The organism is Dolomitihabitans soli (genome assembly GCF_022213955.1).
GTDB lineage: Bacteria > Actinomycetota > Actinomycetes > Streptosporangiales > Streptosporangiaceae > Streptosporangium_A > Streptosporangium_A soli.
The window spans coordinates 200,137-219,850 of sequence record NZ_JAKNTW010000002.1 but is presented as its reverse complement, the minus strand read 5'-3'; the positions used below and the strand labels follow the sequence as shown (position 1 = coordinate 219,850).

The 19,714-nt window shown below is 72.1% G+C and carries 20 protein-coding genes; 13 read left to right on the top strand and 7 right to left on the bottom strand.

Going from position 1 to position 19,714, the window contains the following annotated elements; translation table 11 throughout:
• Nucleotides 1-25 precede the first annotated feature (25 nt).
• The 5 genes from MBA17_RS05890 to MBA17_RS05870 all read left to right on the top strand — a co-directional run bounded on the left by MBA17_RS05890 (nucleotide 26) and on the right by MBA17_RS05870 (nucleotide 5,580).
• Entirely contained in the window at nucleotides 26-1,234 is a 1,209-nt protein-coding gene (locus tag MBA17_RS05890; protein ID WP_238495246.1) for a carbohydrate kinase family protein, read from the top strand.
• 221 nt (nucleotides 1,235-1,455) lie between these two features.
• Nucleotides 1,456-2,355 (top strand): hypothetical protein, encoded by a 900-nt coding sequence (locus MBA17_RS05885; protein ID WP_238495245.1) that lies wholly within the window; start codon nucleotides 1,456-1,458, stop codon nucleotides 2,353-2,355.
• Between the two features lie 34 nt (nucleotides 2,356-2,389).
• Nucleotides 2,390-3,115: a TSUP family transporter gene (locus tag MBA17_RS05880; RefSeq protein ID WP_238495244.1), complete on the top strand. Its 726-nt coding sequence runs from the start codon at nucleotides 2,390-2,392 to the stop codon at nucleotides 3,113-3,115.
• Complete coding sequence (locus MBA17_RS05875; RefSeq protein ID WP_238495243.1) at nucleotides 3,112-4,152, top strand: zinc-dependent alcohol dehydrogenase; 1,041 nt, start codon at nucleotides 3,112-3,114, stop codon at nucleotides 4,150-4,152. The genes MBA17_RS05880 and MBA17_RS05875 overlap by 4 nt, the downstream gene beginning before the upstream one ends.
• 138 nt (nucleotides 4,153-4,290) lie before the next feature.
• Nucleotides 4,291-5,580 (top strand): MFS transporter, encoded by a 1,290-nt coding sequence (locus MBA17_RS05870; protein ID WP_238495242.1) that lies wholly within the window; start codon nucleotides 4,291-4,293, stop codon nucleotides 5,578-5,580.
• On the opposite strand, the gene MBA17_RS05865 is transcribed toward MBA17_RS05870, so the two are convergent.
• From MBA17_RS05865 to MBA17_RS05850, 5 genes are all read right to left on the bottom strand, one after another.
• Nucleotides 5,577-7,223: a heparinase II/III domain-containing protein gene (locus MBA17_RS05865; RefSeq protein WP_238495241.1), complete on the bottom strand. Its 1,647-nt coding sequence runs from the start codon at nucleotides 7,221-7,223 to the stop codon at nucleotides 5,577-5,579. The genes MBA17_RS05870 and MBA17_RS05865 overlap by 4 nt on opposite strands.
• A gap of 77 nt (nucleotides 7,224-7,300) precedes the next feature.
• Nucleotides 7,301-8,335 (bottom strand): CU044_5270 family protein, encoded by a 1,035-nt coding sequence (locus MBA17_RS05860; RefSeq protein ID WP_238495240.1) that lies wholly within the window; start codon nucleotides 8,333-8,335, stop codon nucleotides 7,301-7,303.
• Entirely contained in the window at nucleotides 8,328-8,921 is a 594-nt protein-coding gene (locus tag MBA17_RS05855; protein WP_238495628.1) for an RNA polymerase sigma factor, read from the bottom strand. The genes MBA17_RS05860 and MBA17_RS05855 overlap by 8 nt, the downstream gene beginning before the upstream one ends.
• 169 nt (nucleotides 8,922-9,090) lie before the next feature.
• Nucleotides 9,091-9,222 carry a YciI family protein gene (locus tag MBA17_RS49190; protein ID WP_274385009.1) on the bottom strand — a complete coding sequence of 44 codons (132 nt, stop codon included), beginning with the start codon at nucleotides 9,220-9,222 and terminating at the stop codon, nucleotides 9,091-9,093.
• Complete coding sequence (locus MBA17_RS05850) at nucleotides 9,219-9,578, bottom strand: DUF488 domain-containing protein (protein ID WP_238495239.1); 360 nt, start codon at nucleotides 9,576-9,578, stop codon at nucleotides 9,219-9,221. The genes MBA17_RS49190 and MBA17_RS05850 overlap by 4 nt, the downstream gene beginning before the upstream one ends.
• Nucleotides 9,579-9,789: 211 nt before the next feature.
• On the opposite strand from MBA17_RS05850, the gene MBA17_RS05845 reads away from it, so the two are divergent.
• From MBA17_RS05845 to MBA17_RS05830, 4 genes are read left to right on the top strand one after another with little or no spacing between them, the layout of a single operon-like run.
• Nucleotides 9,790-10,605 (top strand): PIG-L family deacetylase, encoded by an 816-nt coding sequence (locus MBA17_RS05845; protein ID WP_238495238.1) that lies wholly within the window; start codon nucleotides 9,790-9,792, stop codon nucleotides 10,603-10,605.
• A gap of 45 nt (nucleotides 10,606-10,650) precedes the next feature.
• Nucleotides 10,651-11,223 (top strand): TetR/AcrR family transcriptional regulator, encoded by a 573-nt coding sequence (locus MBA17_RS05840; protein WP_238495237.1) that lies wholly within the window; start codon nucleotides 10,651-10,653, stop codon nucleotides 11,221-11,223.
• Nucleotides 11,224-11,275: 52 nt separating this feature from the next.
• Nucleotides 11,276-12,463: a Cmx/CmrA family chloramphenicol efflux MFS transporter gene (locus MBA17_RS05835; protein WP_238495236.1), complete on the top strand. Its 1,188-nt coding sequence runs from the start codon at nucleotides 11,276-11,278 to the stop codon at nucleotides 12,461-12,463.
• Between the two features lie 22 nt (nucleotides 12,464-12,485).
• The gene (locus tag MBA17_RS05830; RefSeq protein ID WP_238495235.1) at nucleotides 12,486-12,740 is read left to right on the top strand and encodes a hypothetical protein; all 255 of its coding nucleotides are present in this window, start codon (nucleotides 12,486-12,488) and stop codon (nucleotides 12,738-12,740) included.
• A 72-nt stretch (nucleotides 12,741-12,812) separates the two neighbouring features.
• Here the strand turns inward: MBA17_RS05830 and MBA17_RS05825 are convergent, their stop codons facing one another.
• Together MBA17_RS05825 and MBA17_RS05820 are read right to left on the bottom strand one after the other, a co-directional pair.
• Entirely contained in the window at nucleotides 12,813-13,271 is a 459-nt protein-coding gene (locus tag MBA17_RS05825) for a hypothetical protein (RefSeq protein ID WP_238495234.1), read from the bottom strand.
• Nucleotides 13,272-13,321: 50 nt separating this feature from the next.
• Complete coding sequence (locus MBA17_RS05820) at nucleotides 13,322-13,957, bottom strand: TetR/AcrR family transcriptional regulator (protein WP_238495233.1); 636 nt, start codon at nucleotides 13,955-13,957, stop codon at nucleotides 13,322-13,324.
• A gap of 160 nt (nucleotides 13,958-14,117) precedes the next feature.
• On the opposite strand from MBA17_RS05820, the gene MBA17_RS05815 reads away from it, so the two are divergent.
• The 4 genes from MBA17_RS05815 to MBA17_RS05800 are packed head-to-tail and all read left to right on the top strand — an operon-like array spanning nucleotide 14,118 to nucleotide 19,527.
• Nucleotides 14,118-15,746 carry an ABC transporter substrate-binding protein gene (locus MBA17_RS05815; protein ID WP_238495232.1) on the top strand — a complete coding sequence of 543 codons (1,629 nt, stop codon included), beginning with the start codon at nucleotides 14,118-14,120 and terminating at the stop codon, nucleotides 15,744-15,746.
• Nucleotides 15,747-15,757: 11 nt separating this feature from the next.
• A complete protein-coding gene (locus MBA17_RS05810; RefSeq protein ID WP_238495231.1) occupies nucleotides 15,758-16,678 on the top strand; it encodes an ABC transporter permease in 921 nt (306 codons plus the stop codon).
• On the top strand, nucleotides 16,671-18,554 hold the full coding sequence (locus MBA17_RS05805; RefSeq protein ID WP_238495230.1) for a dipeptide/oligopeptide/nickel ABC transporter permease/ATP-binding protein: 1,884 nt from the start codon (nucleotides 16,671-16,673) through the stop codon (nucleotides 18,552-18,554). The genes MBA17_RS05810 and MBA17_RS05805 overlap by 8 nt, the downstream gene beginning before the upstream one ends.
• Nucleotides 18,544-19,527: an ABC transporter ATP-binding protein gene (locus tag MBA17_RS05800; RefSeq protein ID WP_238495229.1), complete on the top strand. Its 984-nt coding sequence runs from the start codon at nucleotides 18,544-18,546 to the stop codon at nucleotides 19,525-19,527. The genes MBA17_RS05805 and MBA17_RS05800 overlap by 11 nt, the downstream gene beginning before the upstream one ends.
• Nucleotides 19,528-19,714: the final 187 nt, after the last annotated feature.

The window sequence follows — 19,714 nt, the reverse complement described above, 5'->3', positions numbered from 1 at the left end:
GTTAATCACCAAATGGGAGGTCGCGATGACCGGGTCGCCCGACGCCGTGTTCGTCGGTGTCGCCACGTGGGACACCGTCGCGCAACTCCCGCACCTTCCGGCCCCCGACGGACGCGTGGTCGCCGAGGACATCACCTGGGCGGGCGGCGGGCCGGCGGCCACCGCGGCGGTCGCCTTCGCGCGGCTGGGCCTGCGCCCCGCCCTGGTCGCCGCCGTCGGCGCCGACCGCGAGGGCACGCTCATCCGGGACGGGCTCGCCGCCGAGCACGTGGACGTCTCGGAGGTGCGCACCGTGCCCGGCCGGAGCTCCGGGAGCTGCGTCGTGCTCGTCGACCGTCCGCGCGGCTCACGGGCGATCTGCGTACGGCCCGGCCCGCGGCTGGAGATCACCCCCGACTCGCCCGCCGGCCAGATGATCCTCTCGGCCCGCCTGCTGCACGTCGACCATCTCGGCTGGCCCGCGGTCGAGCCGCTGCTGGCCGCCCTGCCCGCCTCGGCCCCCCGCCCGTTGGTCTCCTACGACGCCGGCAACCTCGAACCCCGCCGCTGCCCGGACGGGGTGGACGTCTACGTCCCCACACTCGCCGCCCTCCGCGAGGTGTACGGCGTCGCCGGCCCGGAGACCGTACGCGACGGGCGGAACCCGTCCCCGACCCGGCCCGAAGGCGACGCCCCCCGGCGCGAGGCCGTTCGCGAGACGCTCGGCGGCATTCGCCGGCGGGAGGCCGTTGACGGCGACACCCGCGAAGCCCTCGAAGACGTCCGCGAAGACGTCCGCGAAGACGTCCGCGAAGACGTCCGCGAAGACGTCCGCGAAGACGTCCGCGAAGACGTCCGCGGGGACATCTGCGGGGATGTCCGCGGGCGCGAGGCCGTCGTGGCCCCGCTGCGGGCCGCGCGGGCCGGCGGGGCGGCGCGGGTCGTCGCCACCGACGGGGCGTCCGGCGCCGTCGCCGCCGACGCGGCCGGGTTCTACCAGGCCCCCGGCCTGACCGGCTTCGACGTGCGCAGCACGCTCGGCGCCGGTGACGTCTTCCACGGCGCCCTCGTCGCGGCGCTCGCCCGCGCTCTCACCCTGCCGGACGCGCTCGCCTACGCGAACGTGGCCGCCGCGTTGTCCTGCCGTGGGCTGGACGGCCGCAGCGGCATCCCCGGCCACGAGAAGACCACCGCCGTCGCCGCGCTCTACCCGGCCACCACACTCGGCGTCGCCCCGTCGGCCCTGCCGACATGATCGCCGCCACCACCAAGCCCGGCGTCCCGTCAGGGTCGCCTTCCCGGATCGGGCTCGGCGTCACGCCGGGGTCGGGGTCGCGGATCGAGACCGGTGCCGCGTCGCGGTCACCGTCCCGGATCTGGGGTGGCGTCGCGTCGTGGTCGCCGTCCCAGAAGACGCCCGGTGCCGCGACGTGATCGTCGCACCGGAGCACGATTTCCATTCATCGAAGGAGCACAGTGTCCGCACCGTCCACCACCTCCGTCCCCGACCTGTCCGTGCTGGCGCGGCCGTCCGGCGCGTTCGCCATGCTCGCCGTGGACCAGCGTGAGGCGCTGCGTGCCATGTTCGCCGAGCACCAGACCGCCCCGGTGACCGACGAGCAGATCACCGCGTTCAAGGTCGAGGCCGTCCGCGCCCTCACCCCGTACGCTTCGGGTGTCCTGCTGGAGCGCCAGTTCGCCCTCGACGCCGTGCTCGCCGCGAACGCGATCGCGCCCGGCTGCGCGTTGATCGCCGCGGCGGACGCCTTCACCGCCGACGAGCGGGAGTTCGTCGCCGAGGTGCGCATCGACGAGGACGTCCCGGGCGCCTGGGTCAAGTCCGTCGGCGGCTCGGCCATGAAGCTGCTGGTCCTGTGGCGGCCGGACGAGGGTCCTGAGCAGCGCGTCGCCCTGGTCGAGGACTTCGTCACGCGCTGCCGTGCGGCGGGCCTGATCAGCATCATCGAACCCCTGTCGCGTGGTTCCCGCACCGGACCGGCCCCCACCCCCGCGGAGTGGAACGCCGGCGTCCTCGCCGCCGCCCGCGAGCTGGGCGGGCTCGGCGCCGACCTCTACAAGGCGGAGGTGCCGCTGCACGGCGAGGGCGAGGAGGCCGACGTACGGCGCGGCTGCGCGGCCCTGACCGAGGCGATCGACAGCCCCTGGGTGGTGCTGTCCAGCGGGGTGCCGCACGAGTTGTTCCCCCGCGCGGTCAAGCTCGCCTGCGCCGAGGGCGCGTCCGGTTTCCTGGCGGGACGTGCCGTCTGGCGGCAGGTCGTCGGGGCCTCGGACGTCCCCCAGGCGCTTCAGCGGCACGCGGTGCCCCGGCTGCGGGAACTGGACGAGATCGTCGACGCCGCGATGGCGAACCGCTGACCATGAGCGCCACGGCGGGGGACGACGGTCCGGGATGACGGCGGTGCTGCTGCTGCCGATCTCGCTGGCCGTGTTCGTGGGCGCGGGCACCCAGCGTGTCACCGGCCTGGGCTTCGCGCTGGTCGCCGGTCCGCTGCTGACCCTGCTGCTCGGCCCCGCCGAGGGAGTGCGGCTGCTCAACCTGTTGTCGATGCTCTCCTGCCTGGTCGTGCTGCCCTTCGTGTGGCGCGACGTCGACGCCCGCCAGGTGTTCCGCCTCGCGGTGCCCGCCCTCCTGGTCCTGCCCGCGGGAGCCTGGGCCGCCGCCCGGATCTCCGTCGGCCCGCTCCTGATCATCGAGGGCGTCCTCGTCCTGGGCGCGTTGTACGCCCTGCGCCGGTTCCCGAACCCGCGCCTGCTGCGCGGCCGGGCCGGCGCGGTGGGGTCGGGAGCGGCGTCCGGGCTGATGAACGTCACCGCGGGCCTGGGCGGGCCGGCGATGACCGTCTACGCGACCGCGACCGGCTGGGAGCAGCGGTCGTTCGTGGCCTCGATGCAGTTCTACTCAACACTCGTCAACGCCGGTTCCATCGCGGCGAAAGGGCTGCCCGACCTGCCGGTGCGGATGCTCGCGCCGGCGGCGGCCTGCGTGCTGGCGGGCGCCTTCGCCGGGCACCTGATCAGCCCGCACGTCGGCCACCGGAGGGTACGGCAGGCCGTGCTCGCCGTGGCCGCGGCGGGCGGCGCCGCCGCGATCGTCAAAGGAGTGATCACACTGTGAACGACAGGCAAGGCTTCGGCGGCCGTCAGGTCGTGCTGGGCACGGACGGCGCGGTGCACGTGGAGGCGGCCCCGGCGGCCGTCGCCGAGGGGCGGGACGACGTCCTGCTCGCCCCGCTGCACCTGGGGATCTGCGGAAGCGACGTGCATGTCCTGCACCGGTCGCATCCGTTCGTGGCCCCGCCGGTCGTCACCGGGCACGAGTGCGTCGCCCGGGTGCTCGCGACCGGCCCGGACGTGACCTCGTGCGCCGAGGGCGACCTGGTCGTGGTCAATCCGCTGATCAGTTGCGGAGTCTGCGACCGGTGCCGTGCGGGAGCCGCCAACCGGTGCGCGTCGGCCAAGGTGCTGGGGTTCGGCCTGCCCGGACTGGCCAGGGACCGTGTGGTGGTGGCGGGCAGGTTCTGTCACCGGGTGCCGCCGGGGGTGCCGGCCCGCACCGCCGTACTGACCGAGCCGCTCGCGGTCGGCTGGCACGCCGCCGGGCGGGCCTCCCGGCCGGGCCGGGTGCTGATCATCGGCGGTGGCCCGGTCGGGCTGGCCGTACTCCTGGCGCTTCGGGCCAGGGGCGGCGCCGGTCACGTCACGCTCGTCGAGCCGGTTCCCGTCAAGCGGGCGCTGGCCACGGCGTTCGGCGCCGACCAGGTCGTCGCGCCCGGTGAGCTCCCACCGGGTCTCCAGGTGGACACGGCGTACGACTGCGTCGCCGTGGCGGGGACGCTGGCCACGGCGGGAGCGGCGATCGTGCCCGGCGGAACGCTCGTGGTGGTGGGCGTGCCGTCCGGGGACACCAGTCTGCCGCTGGCCCGTTTGCAGCGCTGGGAGATCGACGTCCGCGGCAGCGGCCTCTACCTGGACGAGGACATCGCCGCGGTGCTCGGCCACCTGTCGTCCGGCCACGACGGGCCCGATGTGACCCGGCTCATCACCGCCGCCCATCCGGTCGAACGCGCCGCCGACGCCTTCGCCGCGACGGGCGACCCCGACCAGATCAAGGTACTGATCGACTGGCCCGACCCGGCCGTGCCGGACGCCTGACAGCCCCCTGAGAGGCCCCCGGCAACCTGGCCTCCGGTCTCGAACCACGCCGTTCGCGACGCCACGGGCGCCGCTTCGCTCATAGGAGAACCCGTGTCCCATCCGCAACCATCCCCCAGCACAGCACCCCCGCCCAAGATGACCAAGGTCGCCCTCGGCAGCTTCGCCGGGGCCCTGATGGAGTGGTACGACTTCTTCGTCTTCGGCACCGCCGCGGCGCTGGTCCTGGGCAAGCTGTTCTTCCCCGGTGAGGACCCCGCGCTCGCCACCATCAGCGCGTTCGCGACGTACGGCGTCGGCTTCCTGGCCCGCCCGCTCGGCGGCATCGTCTTCGGCCACTTCGGCGACCGGGTGGGGCGCAAGAAGACGCTCATCGCCACCCTGAGCATCGTCGGCGCCTCCACGTTCCTGATCGGGCTGCTGCCCACCTACGACGCGATCGGCGTCTGGGCGCCGGCCCTGCTCGTCCTGCTGCGCCTCCTGCAGGGCTTCGGCCTCGGCGGCGAGTACGGCGGAGCCGCGCTGATGACCGTCGAGCACGCGCCCAGGCACCGGCGGGGCTTCTGGGGGTCCATCCCACAGGCCGCCGCCTCGACCGGCATCATGCTGGCCACCGGCATCTTCGCCCTGGTCACCCAACTCCCCGACGAGCAGTTGTACTCCTGGGGCTGGCGCGTGCCGTTCCTGATCAGCGCCGTCCTGCTGATCGTCGGCCTGTTCATCCGCGCCAAGGTGGCCGAGACCCCCGCGTTCGAAGAGCTCAAGCGGGCGGGCACGGTGGCCAAGAAGCCGCTCTACGAGGTCTTCAAGGATCCGCGCACGATCGGCCTCACCTTCGGCGCCCGCATCGCCGAGGCGGTCTCCTCCAACGTGGGCAACGCCTTCGCGATCTCCTACATCTCGACCCAGCTCATGGTCGCCAAGTCGGTGCCGCTGAACGGCATGCTGGTCGCCTCGGCGCTGGGCATCGTGGCCACCCCGATCTTCGGCGCGATGACCGACCGGTTCGGCCGCCGTCCCATCTACCTGGCCGGCGCCATCTTCGTCACGCTGGCGGCGTTCCCCTTCTTCATGCTGCTGAACACGACCTCTGAGGCGCTCATCTGGCTGGCCCTGATCACCATGTACATCTTCGGGCCGACGCTGATGTTCGCCGGCCAGGCCACCTTCTTCACCGAGTTGTTCGGCCGCAACGTCCGCTACACCGGCCTGTCGATCGCCTACCAGGGGTCGGCCGTGGTGGGCGGGCTGACACCGCTCATCGCCGCGTTCCTGCTGACGTCGGCCGGCGGCACGCCCTGGCTGGTGGCCGGTTTCCTCAGCCTGACCGGCCTGCTGACGATCTGGTGCGTGTTCCGCAGCCCCGAGACCCACCGGCGTCTGACCCCCGCCGAGGACGCGAACCGCACGGTGACCGCCGGCTCCTAGCCGACGGAGGCGGGAACGGTGACCGGGCCGGCGTCGGTGTGCACGGTCACCGTTCCAGCCGAGCAGGAGACCGTCGGCTCGCCCGGCACGATCAGGGTCAGCAGGGAGCCGGCCGGCGGCGAGATCACCGTCGAGACGTCCACCTTCTGGAGGTAGCCGGGCGAGATCGCGCCGGGCCGTACCGTCTGGCCGCCGAGCGGCCGGCACCCGGGCATGGCGAGCTGGACCATGGTCACCCGGAGGTCCCCGTCCGCCAGCACCACCCGGCCGTCCCGGTTGGAGACCACCTTGAACGACGGCGCGAAGTGCCACAGGTTGCGCAGCGCCGACCCGGCGGGCACCGAGTCCAGCACCGCCATCAGGTCCGCGTCGTGGTCGACCAGGACCGAGCGGGTACGGCTGACGCCATACGCGTCGTCGGTGAGCCGGTAGGACTGCCGGGTCGCGCCGATGGCGGAGGCCACCAGGCGGGTCGCGGTCCCCGGGCGGAACCCGGCGTCCTGCACGACCGGGACGTTGTGCGCCTCGGGTCCGGCGGTCCACCTCTGGTAGGCGGTCTTCTCATAGGAGTGGAAGCCCGCCTCCACCAGGATGTCGCGGCCCCGGGCGTGGAAGGTGACGCCGAGGTGGTCCTCGTGGCCGTGCAGCCGCCGCCCGGGGCCGAACCTGATCGAGTAGTGGGCCGAGGCCGGGTCGTCCCAGGCGGTCCGGCCGAAGACGTAGCCGTCGCCGAACACCCGCACCGTCTCCGGCCCGTGCCTGAACCCCGCCGGGCGCACGTCGGCGGGGCTGTCGCCGATCGGCGTCAGGCGGCCGTCCGGCTGGGTGGCGTGCGCGATGTAGCCCTCCAGCGACCTGCGTCGCGCGGCGAGGTCCGCCGGGACGCCGGCCCCGCATTTCCTGATCGCCTCCAGCGCCAGGGTCAGCCGCCGGTGCACGTAGATCCCGTACCTCGGGGCCTGCTCGTGCAGCACCCCCTGCTCGTCGATGGCGAGCGCCGCCGAGCGGGTCATCCGCCGGATGGCCAGGTCGCGCCAGCGGTCCCGGCCGAGGCGGCAGCCGATCGCCAGCAGCGCGATGTCCTGGTCCAGGCCGTGGTTGTGGCCCTCCCGGTAGAGCACGGCGTCGGACAGCAGCTCGGCGTGCTCGGCCAGGCTGTCCGACAGCCAGGTGGCGCGGACGTGCGCGCTGAGGCAGACCAGGGCCGGTGCGCGCAGCGCGACCGGATGCTCGGCCCAGGCCCACGGGCTGACGCCGCCCCCGCCGCGAGGGTTCGCGCGCACCCAGTCCTCGGCGATCTCGGCGGCGCGGTCGAGGTAGGCCCGCGTCCCCGACCGCTCGTACTCCCCGACGAGCCGTCCCATCCACCGCAGCGCGTGCAGGTTGAGCGCCCACGAGCGGTTGCGGTGCGGGTCGAGCCCCCAGTCGATCGCGGCGTCCGGGCCGGCCGTCAGGTCGACGGGCGGCAGGCCGACGAACCTGACCCGGCCCGCCATGACTTCGGCCACGTCGATCGCCGGAAACCGGTCGGCCGCGCAGACGACCGGGCCCGCCGGGTCGGCGGCGGCGCCACCGGTGAGCGACGAGGACGTGGCGGGCAGGATGACGGCCAGGGCGAGCGCCCTCCAGGCATGCCTGAGCAAGCGTTTGCTCCAATGAGGCTCTGGGCGGTCCGCGGGCCGCCGGTGAACGGGTCAGCGGCGAGCGCCGCCGAAGAAGATCAGGGCAGGTCCGGTACGGCCGGCCGGTCGTCGGTCCAGCCCGCTTCGAGGACCACCTCGACCCGGTCGTCCACGCCTCCCGGAGTTCCGGTGATCGTGGCCGAGAGGACCTGGGAACTGGCCGGATCGATGATCAGCGTCCGCCGGATGGAGCCCTGGAGGTCGAAGGAGAACGCGGCGCCCGGCCGGCCCCGCTGGTCGGCCGACGTGCCCAGATAGCGGACGCCCGGCAGGTCGGCGAGGGCCCGGTAGGCCGCGGCACGCACGTCGGGCGGCGTCGGTTTGCTCCACAGCAGCCCGCTGAGCGCGTCGGCCAGAACCCCCTCCGGCGAGTCCGCCCGCTCCTGGCGCACCGTCTCGGCCACCACGTCCGTCAGGGCGGCGGGATCGGCCGGCAACCGCTGGATCTCCTCGAAGGTCGTCTCCCGTCCCGCCATGCTGAAGGGCACTTTGCCGGTGATGCGCCTGACCTCGCCCTTCGCCGCCGAGACCGACAACACCTCGCCCCGGCTCGACCACTCTGCGGGCGAACCGTCGCGCCGCCAGGCCGCCTCGTCGGCCGCGCCCCTCGGGCGCGCCCCCAGCGCCCGTGAGCCGGACCAGATCCGGCCGTCCCTGGCCACCCACTGCTCGGTCACCCGCGACTCCACCAGCCAGTAGCGGTTCTCGCCGGTGCCGAGCCGCTCCGGATGCGTCTGCCGGTGCAGCTTCCTGACGCGCCAGTACGCGCCGGAGGAGGACGTGCCCGCCGCCGTGCTCGCGGCGGCCAGCAGGATCGACCGTCCGGAGATCGTCGCCACCTCAGCCGGCGGCGTCCCCTCCCCGAGCAGCCCGGGCATCGTCACCGTCACCGTCACCGTCACCGTCACCGCCGCCGCGACCGCCGCCGCGGCCAGCCCGGCCACGGCCACCTTCCACGAGAATCGCGACCGCCGCCGGGGCTCGGCCGCCAGCCGCTCCCTGACCCTGGCCTTCAGGATCGGGTCGGCCTCCGGCTCGCCGTACAGGTCGCGGATGGGCTGCAGGTCATCCACGGCCGGCCTCCTCGGCTTCGAGCATCGGGTTGGTGTCGCCCAGCGTGACGCGCAGCTTCTTCCTGGCCCGGTTCAGCCGCGACGCGACGGTTCCGTAGGGAATGCCCAGGGCTGTGGCGATCTCCTCGTGGCTCAGCCCGGCCAGGGCCACCAGCAGCAGGACGTCGCGATCGCGCTGGTGCAGCCCGGCTATGGCCGCGGCCAGGCTCGGCCGCAACACCTCCGCGCTGACCACCGCCGCGACCCGATCGTCGTGTCCCGGCGCGTCGGGGTCGTGCCCGTAGCGCCCGAGTGCCCGCAGCGTGCGAACCTCCAGGCGGCGGTGCTTGCCGATGAGGTTGGTGGCGATGCCGTACAGCCACGTCCTGACCGTGGCGCGGGACGGGTCGTAGCGCGCCCGTTTGCGGAACGCGGTGAGGAACGTCTCGGCGACGATGTCCTCGGCGTGGTCGGCGCCGAGCCGCTGGACGGCGAAGCGGTGGATCTCGCCGAAGTAGGTGTTGAAGATGGCGCCGAACCGCTCGGCCTCGTCGAGGGAGAGCTGAATGACCTCGGCGTCCCCTGCCGGGCGAGCGGCCCAGGACATCGCGGTCACGATGGGCTCCCTGTCATGTGCGACCTTTCGAACGCGAACGGCGGTCACCTGTTATCACCCGATCCGCCGATTCACTTTCACGATCACCGGGAGAGACGGCCCGGACGCGCTCAGGCACCGGAACGGCCCGCCCGCACGGATGGGCCGTTCCGCCGGCGTCTCACCTGTCCTGCCCCGCCGAGAACATGATCGGCCGTACCTCCATCGTGGTGATCCGGGCATCGGGCACCTGCGCGGCCGGCTGGATCGCGCGCTCCCTGGTCTCGCAGTCGACGACGTTGATCGCCGTCATGTGGGGTCCAGCCGGTCGCGGAGGAAGTCGCGGAGCACGACGGCCTGGTTGTGCTCGGTGTCCTTGGCCGAGTAGAGCAGCGTCACCGGCCCCTCGCGCGCCGCCTCCAGCAGGGGCCGCACCGCCTCCGGACGTTCCGCCAGCTCTCTGCGGTAGCGGTCGGCGAACTCTGGGAAGCGCTCGGCGCGATGCCCGAACCAGCGACGCAGCTCCGTCGACGGGCCCGCCTCGCGGATCCAGCCGTCGAGCCGGAGATCGTCCTTGCGGATCCCGCGCGGCCAGATCCGGTCCACCAGGAAGACGGCACCCTCGGCCCCCTCGGCGTCGTACACCCGCCGGATCTCGATTCGCCCCATGCCACACCCTTACCCCGTACGACCGGCCTGACCAGGCAATCGGGCGAGGAAGCGGGATCATCATCGCCCCACCCTGGCGAAGGGCGCGCAACCCGCCGGGTCAGAGCGCGGTTCGTGGCGCTCACCGGTGGGGGGTCGGTCCTCCCGGAACCCCGGTGATCGGGAAGCCGCCTAGAGTGGAGCGCAGTCTGTTACGGAGGGGTCAAGACTTATGGATGACACGCTGACGTTGATGGCGGTCCACGCCCACCCCGACGACGAGGTGATCGGCACGGGCGGGCTGTTCGCGAAGTGCGCCGAAGAGGGGATCCGCACGGTTCTGGTCACCTGCACGAACGGCGAGCAGGGCGACGGGCCGGGCGGGGTCAAGCCGGGGGAGCCGGGGCACGACGAGGCGGCGGTGCGTGAGCAGCGGCTGGCCGAGCTGCGCGACTCGGCCGCCCACCTCGGGATCGACCACGTCGAGCTGCTCGGTTACCACGATTCCGGCATGGTGGGCTGGGCCGGCAACGAGGCGGCCGCGGCCTTCGCCAACGTCGAGGTCGACCAGGCCGCCGCCCGGCTCGTCGCGTTGATCGAGCGCTACCGCCCGCAGGTCATCGTCACCTACGACGAGAACGGCGGTTACGGCCACCCCGACCACATTCAGGCGCACCGGATCACGGTCGCCGCGGTCGAGCGGAGCGACATCCCCCGCAAGCTCTACCACGCCGTCGTGCCGAGGGAGCGGGTGTCCGAGCTGTTCGCGCTCATGCGCGCCGCCGGTGAGGCCCCCGCCGACCTGGAGCTGCCGCCCGACTTCGGCACCCCGGAGGCGTTGATCACGTCCGTCGTCGACGTCTCGCCGTACGTCGAGCAGAAGCGGAAGGCGCTGGAGGCGCACGCCAGCCAGGGCGAGAACATCTTCCTGCTGCGGCTGCCCGCCGAGGCTCAGCGGCAGGTGTTCGGCCAGGAGGCGTTCGTCCGCACCGTCAGCCGGGTTCCCGCCGCGGACCGGGAGGACGACCTCTTCGACGGGTTGCGCTAGCCCACGTATTTGTACTGGGCAGTCTAAAATTGGTAAGCTGCGGCTATGGCACGGCCGAGGAAGTTCGACGAGGAGCGGGCGGTGGACGCCGCGATGCGCGCGTTCTGGGCCGCCGGCTACGAGGCGACCTCCACCGAGGACCTCTGCGAGGCCACGGGGCTGGGCCGTAGCAGCATCTACAACACCTTCACCAGCAAGCGCGCCCTGTTCCTCCGGGCGTTGCGGCACTACGCCGAGACCATGACCGAGCGGCAGGTCGAGCTGCTGGAGGGCGATGCCCCGGTCAGGGAGAAGCTGCGCGAGCTGCTGTCGCGGGTGGTCGACGAGGAGAGCGGCGACCCGCAGGGCTGTCTGGTGGTGAACACCAGCATCGAGCTCGCCGGGCGCGACGAGGAGGTGGCGGCCCTGCTCAAGCGCGACTACGACCGGCGGATCGAGGCGCTGCGGACGGCCCTGGAGACCGGCCGCAGCCGCGGCGAGCTGGACGCCGGCCGGGATCCGCTGGCCCTGGCGCACTTCGTGGCGGCCACGGTCGGCGGTTTGCGCGTGGCCGCCCGCACCGGTGCCGACCGGGCCGCCCTCGACGGAATCGCCGCCTCCGCGCTGGCCGCCCTCTGATTTTTTTGTGCGCTGGTTTTGTACTGATCATTTCAAAACTATGAGGAGCTTCATGCCACTCGCCGTCTACATCCTGGGGCTGGCGATCTTCGCCCAGGGCACCTCGGAGTTCATGTTGTCCGGCCTGCTCCTGGAGATCTCCACGGATCTCGGCGTCTCCGTCCCCGACGCCGGGCTGCTGACCTCCGCGTTCGCCATCGGGATGGTGATCGGCGGACCGCTGATGGCCGTGGCCACCCTGCGCTGGCCGCGCAGACGGGCACTGCTGGCCTTCCTCGCCGTGTTCGCCGCCGTCCACGTGCTCGGCGCGCTCAGTCCCGGCTACGAGGTCCTGCTGGTCAGCCGGGTCGTCAGCGCCGTGGCCAACGCCGGGTTCTGGGCCGTAGCCGCCGCCACCGCCCTGAGCATGGTCGCCCCGGACGCCAAGGCCAGAGCCATGTCCGTGGTCGTCGGCGGCATCACCCTCGCCTGCGTCGCCGGGGTGCCCGCCGGTGCGGTCCTCGGTCAGGAGTGGGGCTGGCGCTCGGCGTTCTGGGCGGTGGCCGTGCTGTCGGTGCTCGCCATGGCGGGTGTGCTGGCCACCATCCCCGGCGGCCGGGGTACGGCGAAGCCCGGCGGGCTCGGCAGCGAACTGCGCGCGATGGCGGACGGTCGCCTCTGGGTCGCGTACGCCGGGATCGCCCTGACCCAGGGCGCCCTGTTCTGCGTCTTCACCTACCTCGCGCCGCTGCTGACCAAGGTCACCGGGCTGACCGAAGGCTGGGTGCCGGTGATGCTGGTCCTGTTCGGCGCCGGTTCCGTGATCGGGATCACGGTCGGCGGCCGGGTCGCGGACGCCCACCCCTTCCGCACGCTCTACCTCGGGCTGGCCGGCCTCCTGGTCGCCTCGGGCGTGCTGGCCGTGGCGGCGGGCAGCGTCGCGGCCACCGTCGTACTGGTCTTCCTGCTCGGCCTGCTCGGCTTCGGCGTCAACCCGGCGCTCAGCTCGCGCGCCTTCTATCTCGCCGGGGACCGCGCCCCCACCCTGGTCGGCGCCACCACCACCTCGGCCTTCAACATCGGCAACACCGTCGGCCCGTGGCTCGGCGGCCTGACCATCTCGGCCGGCTTCGGCTTCCCCTCCGTCGCCTGGGTCGGCGCCGCCATGGTCCTGGCGGCCCTGGGCACCGTGGTGCTCGCCGCCAGGCTCCAGCGTCGTCCCGTCCGGATCGAGGCCCCCGCCGTGCCCGTTCTCCGATAGGCCCCCGTCGTATGATCGAAGGGTGCCGAATCTGGGGCCCGTCGAGCTGCTGATCATCATGGTCGTGCTGGGGCTGATCGTCGCACTGGTCGTCGCACTGATCCTCGTCTTGGTCCGGTTGGTGGGCGGGTCCAGGCCGCCGTCGCACAGCCCCGATCTGGCCGACCGGGCCCGAGCGCTCAAATACTCCGGGCACGCCGAGCGGGCCGTCATGCTCGTCAGGGGCGAGACCGGGATGAGCCACGACGACGCGGTCCAGTTCGTGCACCACCTCTAGCCCGGCGCGGCAGTCCGGCCGGCAGTCCGGCCGGCAGTCCGGCCGGCGGTTCGGCCGGCGGTTCGGCCGGTGTCAGCCCGGTCCGGCCTCGGTCACGCACTCGACGCACAGGCACGGGGCCGGGTGCGGCCCGTCGCCCCAGTGTCCCGCGCGGTCGGCGCGCGCCATCCGTTCGAAGGAGGCCGCCTGCTCCACCGCCGCCGCCCTGTCCGTCGGCCAGGTGAGGTACCGGTAGCCGTCCTCGATCAGCCTGAGTACGGCGGGGCTGCGCACGAGGACCGCCCGGAAGGCGTGCAGGTTGCGCAGGCTCGTCGCGACGGCGATGTACCTCCTCGTTCTCCGGCCGTATCCGACGGCGGTCACCTTCTCGAACGCCATCCCCGGATAGCCGTCGGGGACGTAGACCTTCGCGCCGCCCCGGAACGTCTTGGTGCCGGGACGAAGTTCCCGGCCGCCGTCGCCGTACCGGCGGTGGCGCACGACGTTGGCGGCGATCGTCCACACCGGCGCGGGTTTCTCCACCTCTGCCATACGGACAAGTGTGGACGAACGAGCACCGGCTTCGGGCGGCCGGACGTCGTCTAGGCCCGGTTCTCCCGGGGAAGCAAAGAGAGATACCCCCGGGAGAAGGCGATGATGACGTCGAGCGCCTCCTCCAGATCGGGGTAGCGGCCCTCCAGATGGCCGATCGCCATCCGCTCGGTCAGCGCCCCGAGGCAGTCGGCGATCATCTCCACCCGGCGCCGCTCCTGCTCGGTGCCGGCGGTGAAACCGGACGCGATCAGATCCTCCACCAGGAGGTCGCGGCTGATCTTCTCCGCCTCGCGGGCGAACTCCGCGAGCGGTGACCCGGGGTCGTGCCGGACGCGCCGGCTGATCCGGAACAGCTCGGGATGGCGGCACATCGACTCCAGCGGTATCCGGAAGGCGTCACGGAACCGCTCGCGATCGGTGGGCGCCTCGATGGAGAGGCTCCTGGCCTGGTGCGTCGCGCGGAGCAGCCGGCCGCCGCCCTCGTGCCAGAGGGACTTGAGGAGATCCTGCTTGTCGCGGAAGTGGACGTAGAAGCTCGACTGGGCGATGCCTGCCGCGCGGGAGACCTTGACGGTGGTCAGACCGGCCTCGCCCTCCTCGTCGAGGATGCGCAGGGCAGCACGGAGGAGGCGGCGCCTGGTCAGCTCCTTGGCCTCGTTCCGGCTCAGTGGTGCGGTGGTCATGTCACCTTCGATTCCGCCGTTGGCCGATAGGTCCAGCGGTCTGCCTCGCGACGTATCCGCTGGTAGCGATTGCATCACAGGTGGAGCTGGGCCGTTGTCTGGAATTTCACCGATAGTACTATCGGTGAAATTACTCGGGGGGACTACCGAGGGAGGCGCAGTGAGACGCTTCAAGATCTTCGTGGCTCTTGCCGTATCGCTGGCGGTGGCGGGCTGCAGCGCGGGCCCCCGGCCCGGCACCGGTGCGGCGAGCGGGCCACCGTCGGCAGGGGCGTCACCCGTGGCGGGCGGTCGCCTGGTCTACGGCCTCAGCGCGGACGCGGCGGGCTTCAACCCGGTGACCGACCAGTTCGCCGCGCAGACCTACAGCATGGTCTCGCCGATCGTGGAGTCGCTGGTCGGCATCGGGGCCGACGGCGAGTGGAAGGCCAACCTGGCCGAGTCGCTGACCCCCAACACCGATTCCGACGAGTGGACGATCAAGATCAGGCCCGGGATCAAGTTCAGTAACGGCGACGCGCTGGACGCCGAGGTGGTCAAGGCCAACCTGGAGGCCCAGAAGGCGTCGCCGCTCACCGCCACGGTGTTCGGGCCGGTGAAGTCGGTGACCGTGGCCGACCCGCTGACCGTCAAGGTGTCGTTGTCGCAGGCGTGGGTGGCCTTCCCCAACTACCTCGTCTCGCAGGTCGGCATGATGGTGCCCAGGGCGTCGCTCGCCGACCCGAAGAAGGCCAGCCGCGAACCGGTCGGCACCGGCCCCTTCGTGTTCAAGGAGTACACCGCCGGCAGCAGGATGGTGGTGGCCAGGAACCCCGCCTACTGGCGGACCGGCCTGCCGTACCTCGACGAGATCGAGTTCAGGATCCTGCCCGACAGCCAGACCCGGGCGCAGACCCTGGAGGCCGGCGGGATCGACGCGATGGGCACCACCCGCGACGACGACATCACCAAGTTCGGCGCCATGAAGGACGCGTACGGCGTGCGGCGCGTCGCCGGAATGGGCGCCCCCGAGTACACCTTCATGCTCAACACCGCCAAGCCGCCCTTCGACGACATCCGAGTCCGCAAGGCGCTCGCGCACGCGACCGACCGCGAGGCGTTCGCCACCACCCTGCGGGCCGGCCTGACCGAGGTCGCCGACGGCCCCTGGTCGAAGGACTCCAAGTGGTACGTCCCCGGTGCCGACTATCCGGCCTTCGACCTGGCCAAGGCGACCGCGCTGATCAAGGAGGTGGAGGCGGAGAAGGGACCGATCTCCTTCACCGTGCTCTCCGTGCCCGACCCGAACACCATGCAGGGCATCGAGCTGGCCCAGGACATGTGGCGCAAGGCCGGGGCGGACGTCTCCATCAAGCAGGTCGACCAGGCCGACCTGGTCAACCGGGCGATCGTCGGTGACTACGAGGTCTCCATCTCGGTCGGCTTCACCTCCGCCGACCCCGACGGGGAGTACATCCGGCTGCACCAGTCGTACGCCCAGGATCTCGGCAAGATCTCCCTCAACGCCACCCGCCTCAAGGACACCGAGCTGAGCAACGCCCTCGACAGCGGGCGGAGCAACCCGCAGGAGGAGACCCGCAAGCAGGCGTACGCGGTGGTCCAGCAGCGGCTGCGCGAGCTGGTCCCCTACATCTTCATCGACCACATGACCACCGGTTCGGTCGTCTACAAGAGCAAGGTCAGGGGGATCGGCGAGCACAAGCTGCCCGACGGCTCACCCGGGGTGCCGTTGACCGGCACGCCGACGCCCTACCATCCGTTCACCTTCGTCTGGCTCAGCCCGTCATGATCCTTCGCAAGGTGATCCGGCTCCTGGTGGTCCTGGGCGTCGTCACCTTCCTGTCCTACGTCATGCTCAACCTGCTGCCGGGCGATCCCACCGTGCAGATCCTGGGCATGTCGGCGACGGAGGAGGCGCGCGAGCAGCTCCGCCAGGAGATGGGGTTGAACAGCCCGCTGTTCGTCAGATACGCGGACTGGCTCGGCGGGGTGGTGACCGGCGACCTCGGAACGTCCTACATCACCGACATCCCGGTGCTGGAGGCGCTGGTCGACCGGCTGCCGGTGACGCTGGAACTGCTCGTCGTCGCCCAGGTCATCTCGCTCGCCCTCGCCGTACCGCTCGCCGTCGCGGCGGCCCGCCGGGCGGGTGGCGCGATCGACCAGGCCCTGACCACGCTGAGCTTCGGCATGCTCTCCACGCCCGTGTTCGTGCTGGGCGTGGTGCTGATCCTGGTCTTCGCCGTGCACCTGCGGATGCTGCCGGCGACGGGCTGGACCCCGATCTCCGTCGATCCCTACTGGAACTTCCTGTCGGTGCTGCTCCCCTCGATCACGCTCGCCGTCGGCCAGCTCGCCGTCTACTCGCGGCTGCTGCGCACCGACCTGATCGCGACGCTCCAGGAGGACTACATCACGCTGGCCCGCGCCCGCGGTCTGTCGCCGCGCCGCATCCTGTGGCGGCACGCCCTGCGCCCCTCGGCGATCTCCCTGATCACCGCCATCGGCCTCAACCTGGGCGGCCTGATCGGCGGGGCCGTGATCATCGAGACGCTGTTCGGCCTGCCGGGCATCGGGAGGCTCATCGTGGACTCCATCTTCGCTCGTGACTACCTGACCGTGCAGGGAGGCGTGGTGCTGATCTCGGTCGGCTACGTGCTGGTGAACTTCGCGGTGGACCTGGTCTACGCCGCCGTGGACCCGAGGATCCGGCGTGCCTAGGCGGCTGGGCTGGACCTTCTGGCTGTCGGCCGGCTGGATCGGGCTGCTCCTGCTCGCCGCGATCTTCGCCGACCTGCTGCCGCTGCCGCGCTACGACGAGACCCTCGCGGGCGCCCCCCAGTCGGGCCCGAGCCCGGCCCACCCGTTCGGCACCGACGGCCTGGGCCGGGACATGCTGAGCCGAGTCGTGTACGGCGCGCGGGTATCGCTCGGCGTCGGCATCGGCGCGGTCCTGCTCGGTCTCGTGATCGGCGCGCCCTTCGGCCTCATCGCGGGTTACCGCAGACGGGCCGCCGACGCGGTGATCATGGCGGTGAACGACATCGCGCTGGCCTTCCCCGCGCTGGTCTTCGCACTGGCCGTGGTCGCCTTCGCCGGGGCCGGCCTGAGCAACGTGCTGATCGTGCTCGGCGTGCTCGGCGTCCCCGCGTGGACCCGCCTGATCCGAGGCGCCACGATGGCCTTCGCCGAACGGGAGTTCGTGGTCGCCGCGCGGGCCCTGGGCGCGCGCGACAGCAGGATCCTGCTGCGGGAGATCGTCCCCAACGTGGCGCTGCCCGCCTCGTCGTACGCGTTCATCGGCATGGCCGTCGCCGTCGTCGCGGAGGGCGGCCTGGCCTTCCTCGGCCTCTCGGTCCAGGCCCCCACCCCCACCTGGGGCGGCCTGATCAACGAGGGCCGGGGCATCATGGAGACGGCCCCGCACATCGTGCTGGCCCCCTCATTCGTGATGTTCCTGACCGTGCTCTCGTTCAACCTCGTCGGCGACCGGCTCAGGGCGCTCACCGACGTACGGCAGAGCGGTCTCGAGCCCGCGCGGCCGAGCGCGGCCACCCCGCTGCCGACCGGGGAGCACGAGGTGGCGGGCACCCTGCTCCAGGTCGCCGACGTGCGCACCCACTTCGAGACCCCGCGCGGCACCGTCCGCGCGGTGGACGGCGTGTCCTTCACCCTCGAACGCGGCAGAACGCTCGCCGTGGTGGGGGAGTCGGGCTCGGGCAAGTCCATGCTGATCCGTACCATCCTGGGCCTGCTGCCGGGCGCCGGAGCGGTCAGCGGCGGCCAGGTCTACCTGGAGGGCCGCGAGATCGGCGACCTCGCCCCGGCGGAGAAGCGGGAGATCCTCGGCACCCGGTTCGCCACCGTGTTCCAGGATCCGATGACGGCGCTCAACCCGGTCAGGACGATCGGCACGCAGGTCATGGAGCCGCTCAGGGTGCACCTGGGGATGGACCGGAAGCGGGCCAGGCAGGAGGCGGTGCGGTTGCTGGCCTCCGTCGGCATCCCCGAGCCCGCCCAGGTGCTGCGCCGCTACCCGCACCAGCTCTCCGGCGGGATGCGCCAGCGCGTCACGATCGCGATGGCGTTGTCGTGCGACCCCGACGTGCTGTTCGCCGACGAGCCCACCACCGCGCTCGACGTCACCATCCAGGACCAGGTGTTGCGCCTGATCCACCGGGCGCGCGAGGAGCGCGACCTGGCGATGATCCTGGTCAGCCATGACCTCGCGGTGGTGTCGCAGTGGGCCGACGAGGTCATCGTGATGTACGCCGGCAAGGTGGTCGAGCGCGGGCCCGCCGCGGCGCTGTTCGAGCGGACGCGGATGCCTTACACCGAGGCGTTGTTGCAGGCCATCCCGCGGCTCGACGACCCGAGCCACCACCGGCTGCGCGTCATCGAGGGCCGGCCGCCCGACCCGGCGCGGCTGCCGCCGGGCTGCCGCTTCCAGCCGCGCTGCCCGTACGCGGGGGAGCGGTGCGAGACGGAGGAGCCGCCGCTCGTGCGGGCGGAGACCCCGGACCACCTGTACGCCTGCTGGTTCCCCGTCGGGACCGGGGCGGGAATCGTCGAGGGGACGGAAAGTCGTGGCAGGTAGCGGTACGGCCCACCTTCGTGCGGACGCGGATGTCGTGCTCAGGGTCGAGGACCTCGTGGTGGAGTTCCCGGCGGGGAAGGGGCGCAGGGTCCACGCGGTGTCCGGGGTCAGCTTCGACGTGGCGCGCGGGGAGACCCTCGGCATCGTCGGCGAGTCCGGCTGCGGGAAGTCGACGACGGCCAGGGCCCTCATGCAGTTGCCGGCCCCGCTGAGCGGCTCGATCCGGCTCGACGGCGTCGAGATGACCTCGCTGAGGGGCGAGAAGCTGCGGGAGACCCGCAGACGCCTCCAGATGATCTTCCAGGACCCGATCTCGTCGCTGAACCCGAGGCGGAAGGTCAGAGACATCGTGGCCGAGGGGCCCCGGGTGTGGGGAGAGGGCGCGGACCGGGTCGACGAGATGCTGGAGGCGGTGGGGCTGGACCCGGTGACGGCGGCCGGGCGCCGGCCGCACGAGTTCTCCGGCGGCCAGTGCCAGCGCATCTGCATCGCCAGGGCGCTGGTGCTGCGGCCCGAGGTGGTGATCTGCGACGAGCCGGTCTCCGCGCTCGACGTCTCGGTGCAGGCCCAGATCCTCGGCCTGCTGGAGGACCTGAAGGAGCGCTACCGGCTCACCCTGGTCTTCATCGCGCACGATCTCGCCGTGGTGAAGAACATCAGTGACCGCGTCCTGGTGATGTACCTCGGCAAGATCTGCGAGCTGGCCCCCGGCGAGACCCTGGTGAACCGGCCCGCCCATCCCTACACCCGGGCGCTGCTCGCCTCCATCCCCGGCGGACGCCTCGCGCTGCCCCCGGCCGATCAGCTGATCAAGGGGGAGCCGCCGTCCCCGGTCTGGCCGCCCAGCGGCTGCCGCTTCCGGACCCGCTGCCCGAAGGCGCGGGCGCGCTGCGCGGAGGAGGAGCCGGTCGTCCGCCCGGTCGCCGACGGCCAGTGGGTGGCCTGCCACTTCCCCGAGATCGACGGAGTCTGAGGGATCGCCGAAGCCGCCTCCAGCGGGGGCGGCTTTCGCATGTCCGCGTAACGGACCGACAACGGCCGTTGATCCGGCTGAAAACCCACTGTAACGTCACGTGAAACTATCGGAACCAACCCGAAAGTTTCGGATCAACAGGTTGCGCGCGGCTGCGAGCGTGAGCCCGTTCTCTCGCATGCCTCGA

Excerpts from the sequence above, each read along its gene's own strand:
- MBA17_RS05890 (WP_238495246.1), top strand. The coding sequence starts at position 26 with ATGACCGGGTCGCCCGACGCCGTGTTCGTCGGTGTCGCCACGTGGGAC.
- MBA17_RS05880 (WP_238495244.1), top strand. The coding sequence starts at position 2,390 with ATGACGGCGGTGCTGCTGCTGCCGATCTCGCTGGCCGTGTTCGTGGGC.
- MBA17_RS05870 (WP_238495242.1), top strand. The coding sequence starts at position 4,291 with ATGACCAAGGTCGCCCTCGGCAGCTTCGCCGGGGCCCTGATGGAGTGG.
- MBA17_RS05855 (WP_238495628.1), bottom strand. The coding sequence starts at position 8,921 with ATGTCCTGGGCCGCTCGCCCGGCAGGGGACGCCGAGGTCATTCAGCTC.
- MBA17_RS49190 (WP_274385009.1), bottom strand. The coding sequence starts at position 9,222 with ATGACGGCGATCAACGTCGTCGACTGCGAGACCAGGGAGCGCGCGATC.
- MBA17_RS05850 (WP_238495239.1), bottom strand. The coding sequence starts at position 9,578 with ATGGGGCGAATCGAGATCCGGCGGGTGTACGACGCCGAGGGGGCCGAG.
- MBA17_RS05845 (WP_238495238.1), top strand. The coding sequence starts at position 9,790 with ATGGATGACACGCTGACGTTGATGGCGGTCCACGCCCACCCCGACGAC.
- MBA17_RS05840 (WP_238495237.1), top strand. The coding sequence starts at position 10,651 with ATGGCACGGCCGAGGAAGTTCGACGAGGAGCGGGCGGTGGACGCCGCG.
- MBA17_RS05835 (WP_238495236.1), top strand. The coding sequence starts at position 11,276 with ATGCCACTCGCCGTCTACATCCTGGGGCTGGCGATCTTCGCCCAGGGC.
- MBA17_RS05825 (WP_238495234.1), bottom strand. The coding sequence starts at position 13,271 with ATGGCAGAGGTGGAGAAACCCGCGCCGGTGTGGACGATCGCCGCCAAC.
- MBA17_RS05820 (WP_238495233.1), bottom strand. The coding sequence starts at position 13,957 with ATGACCACCGCACCACTGAGCCGGAACGAGGCCAAGGAGCTGACCAGG.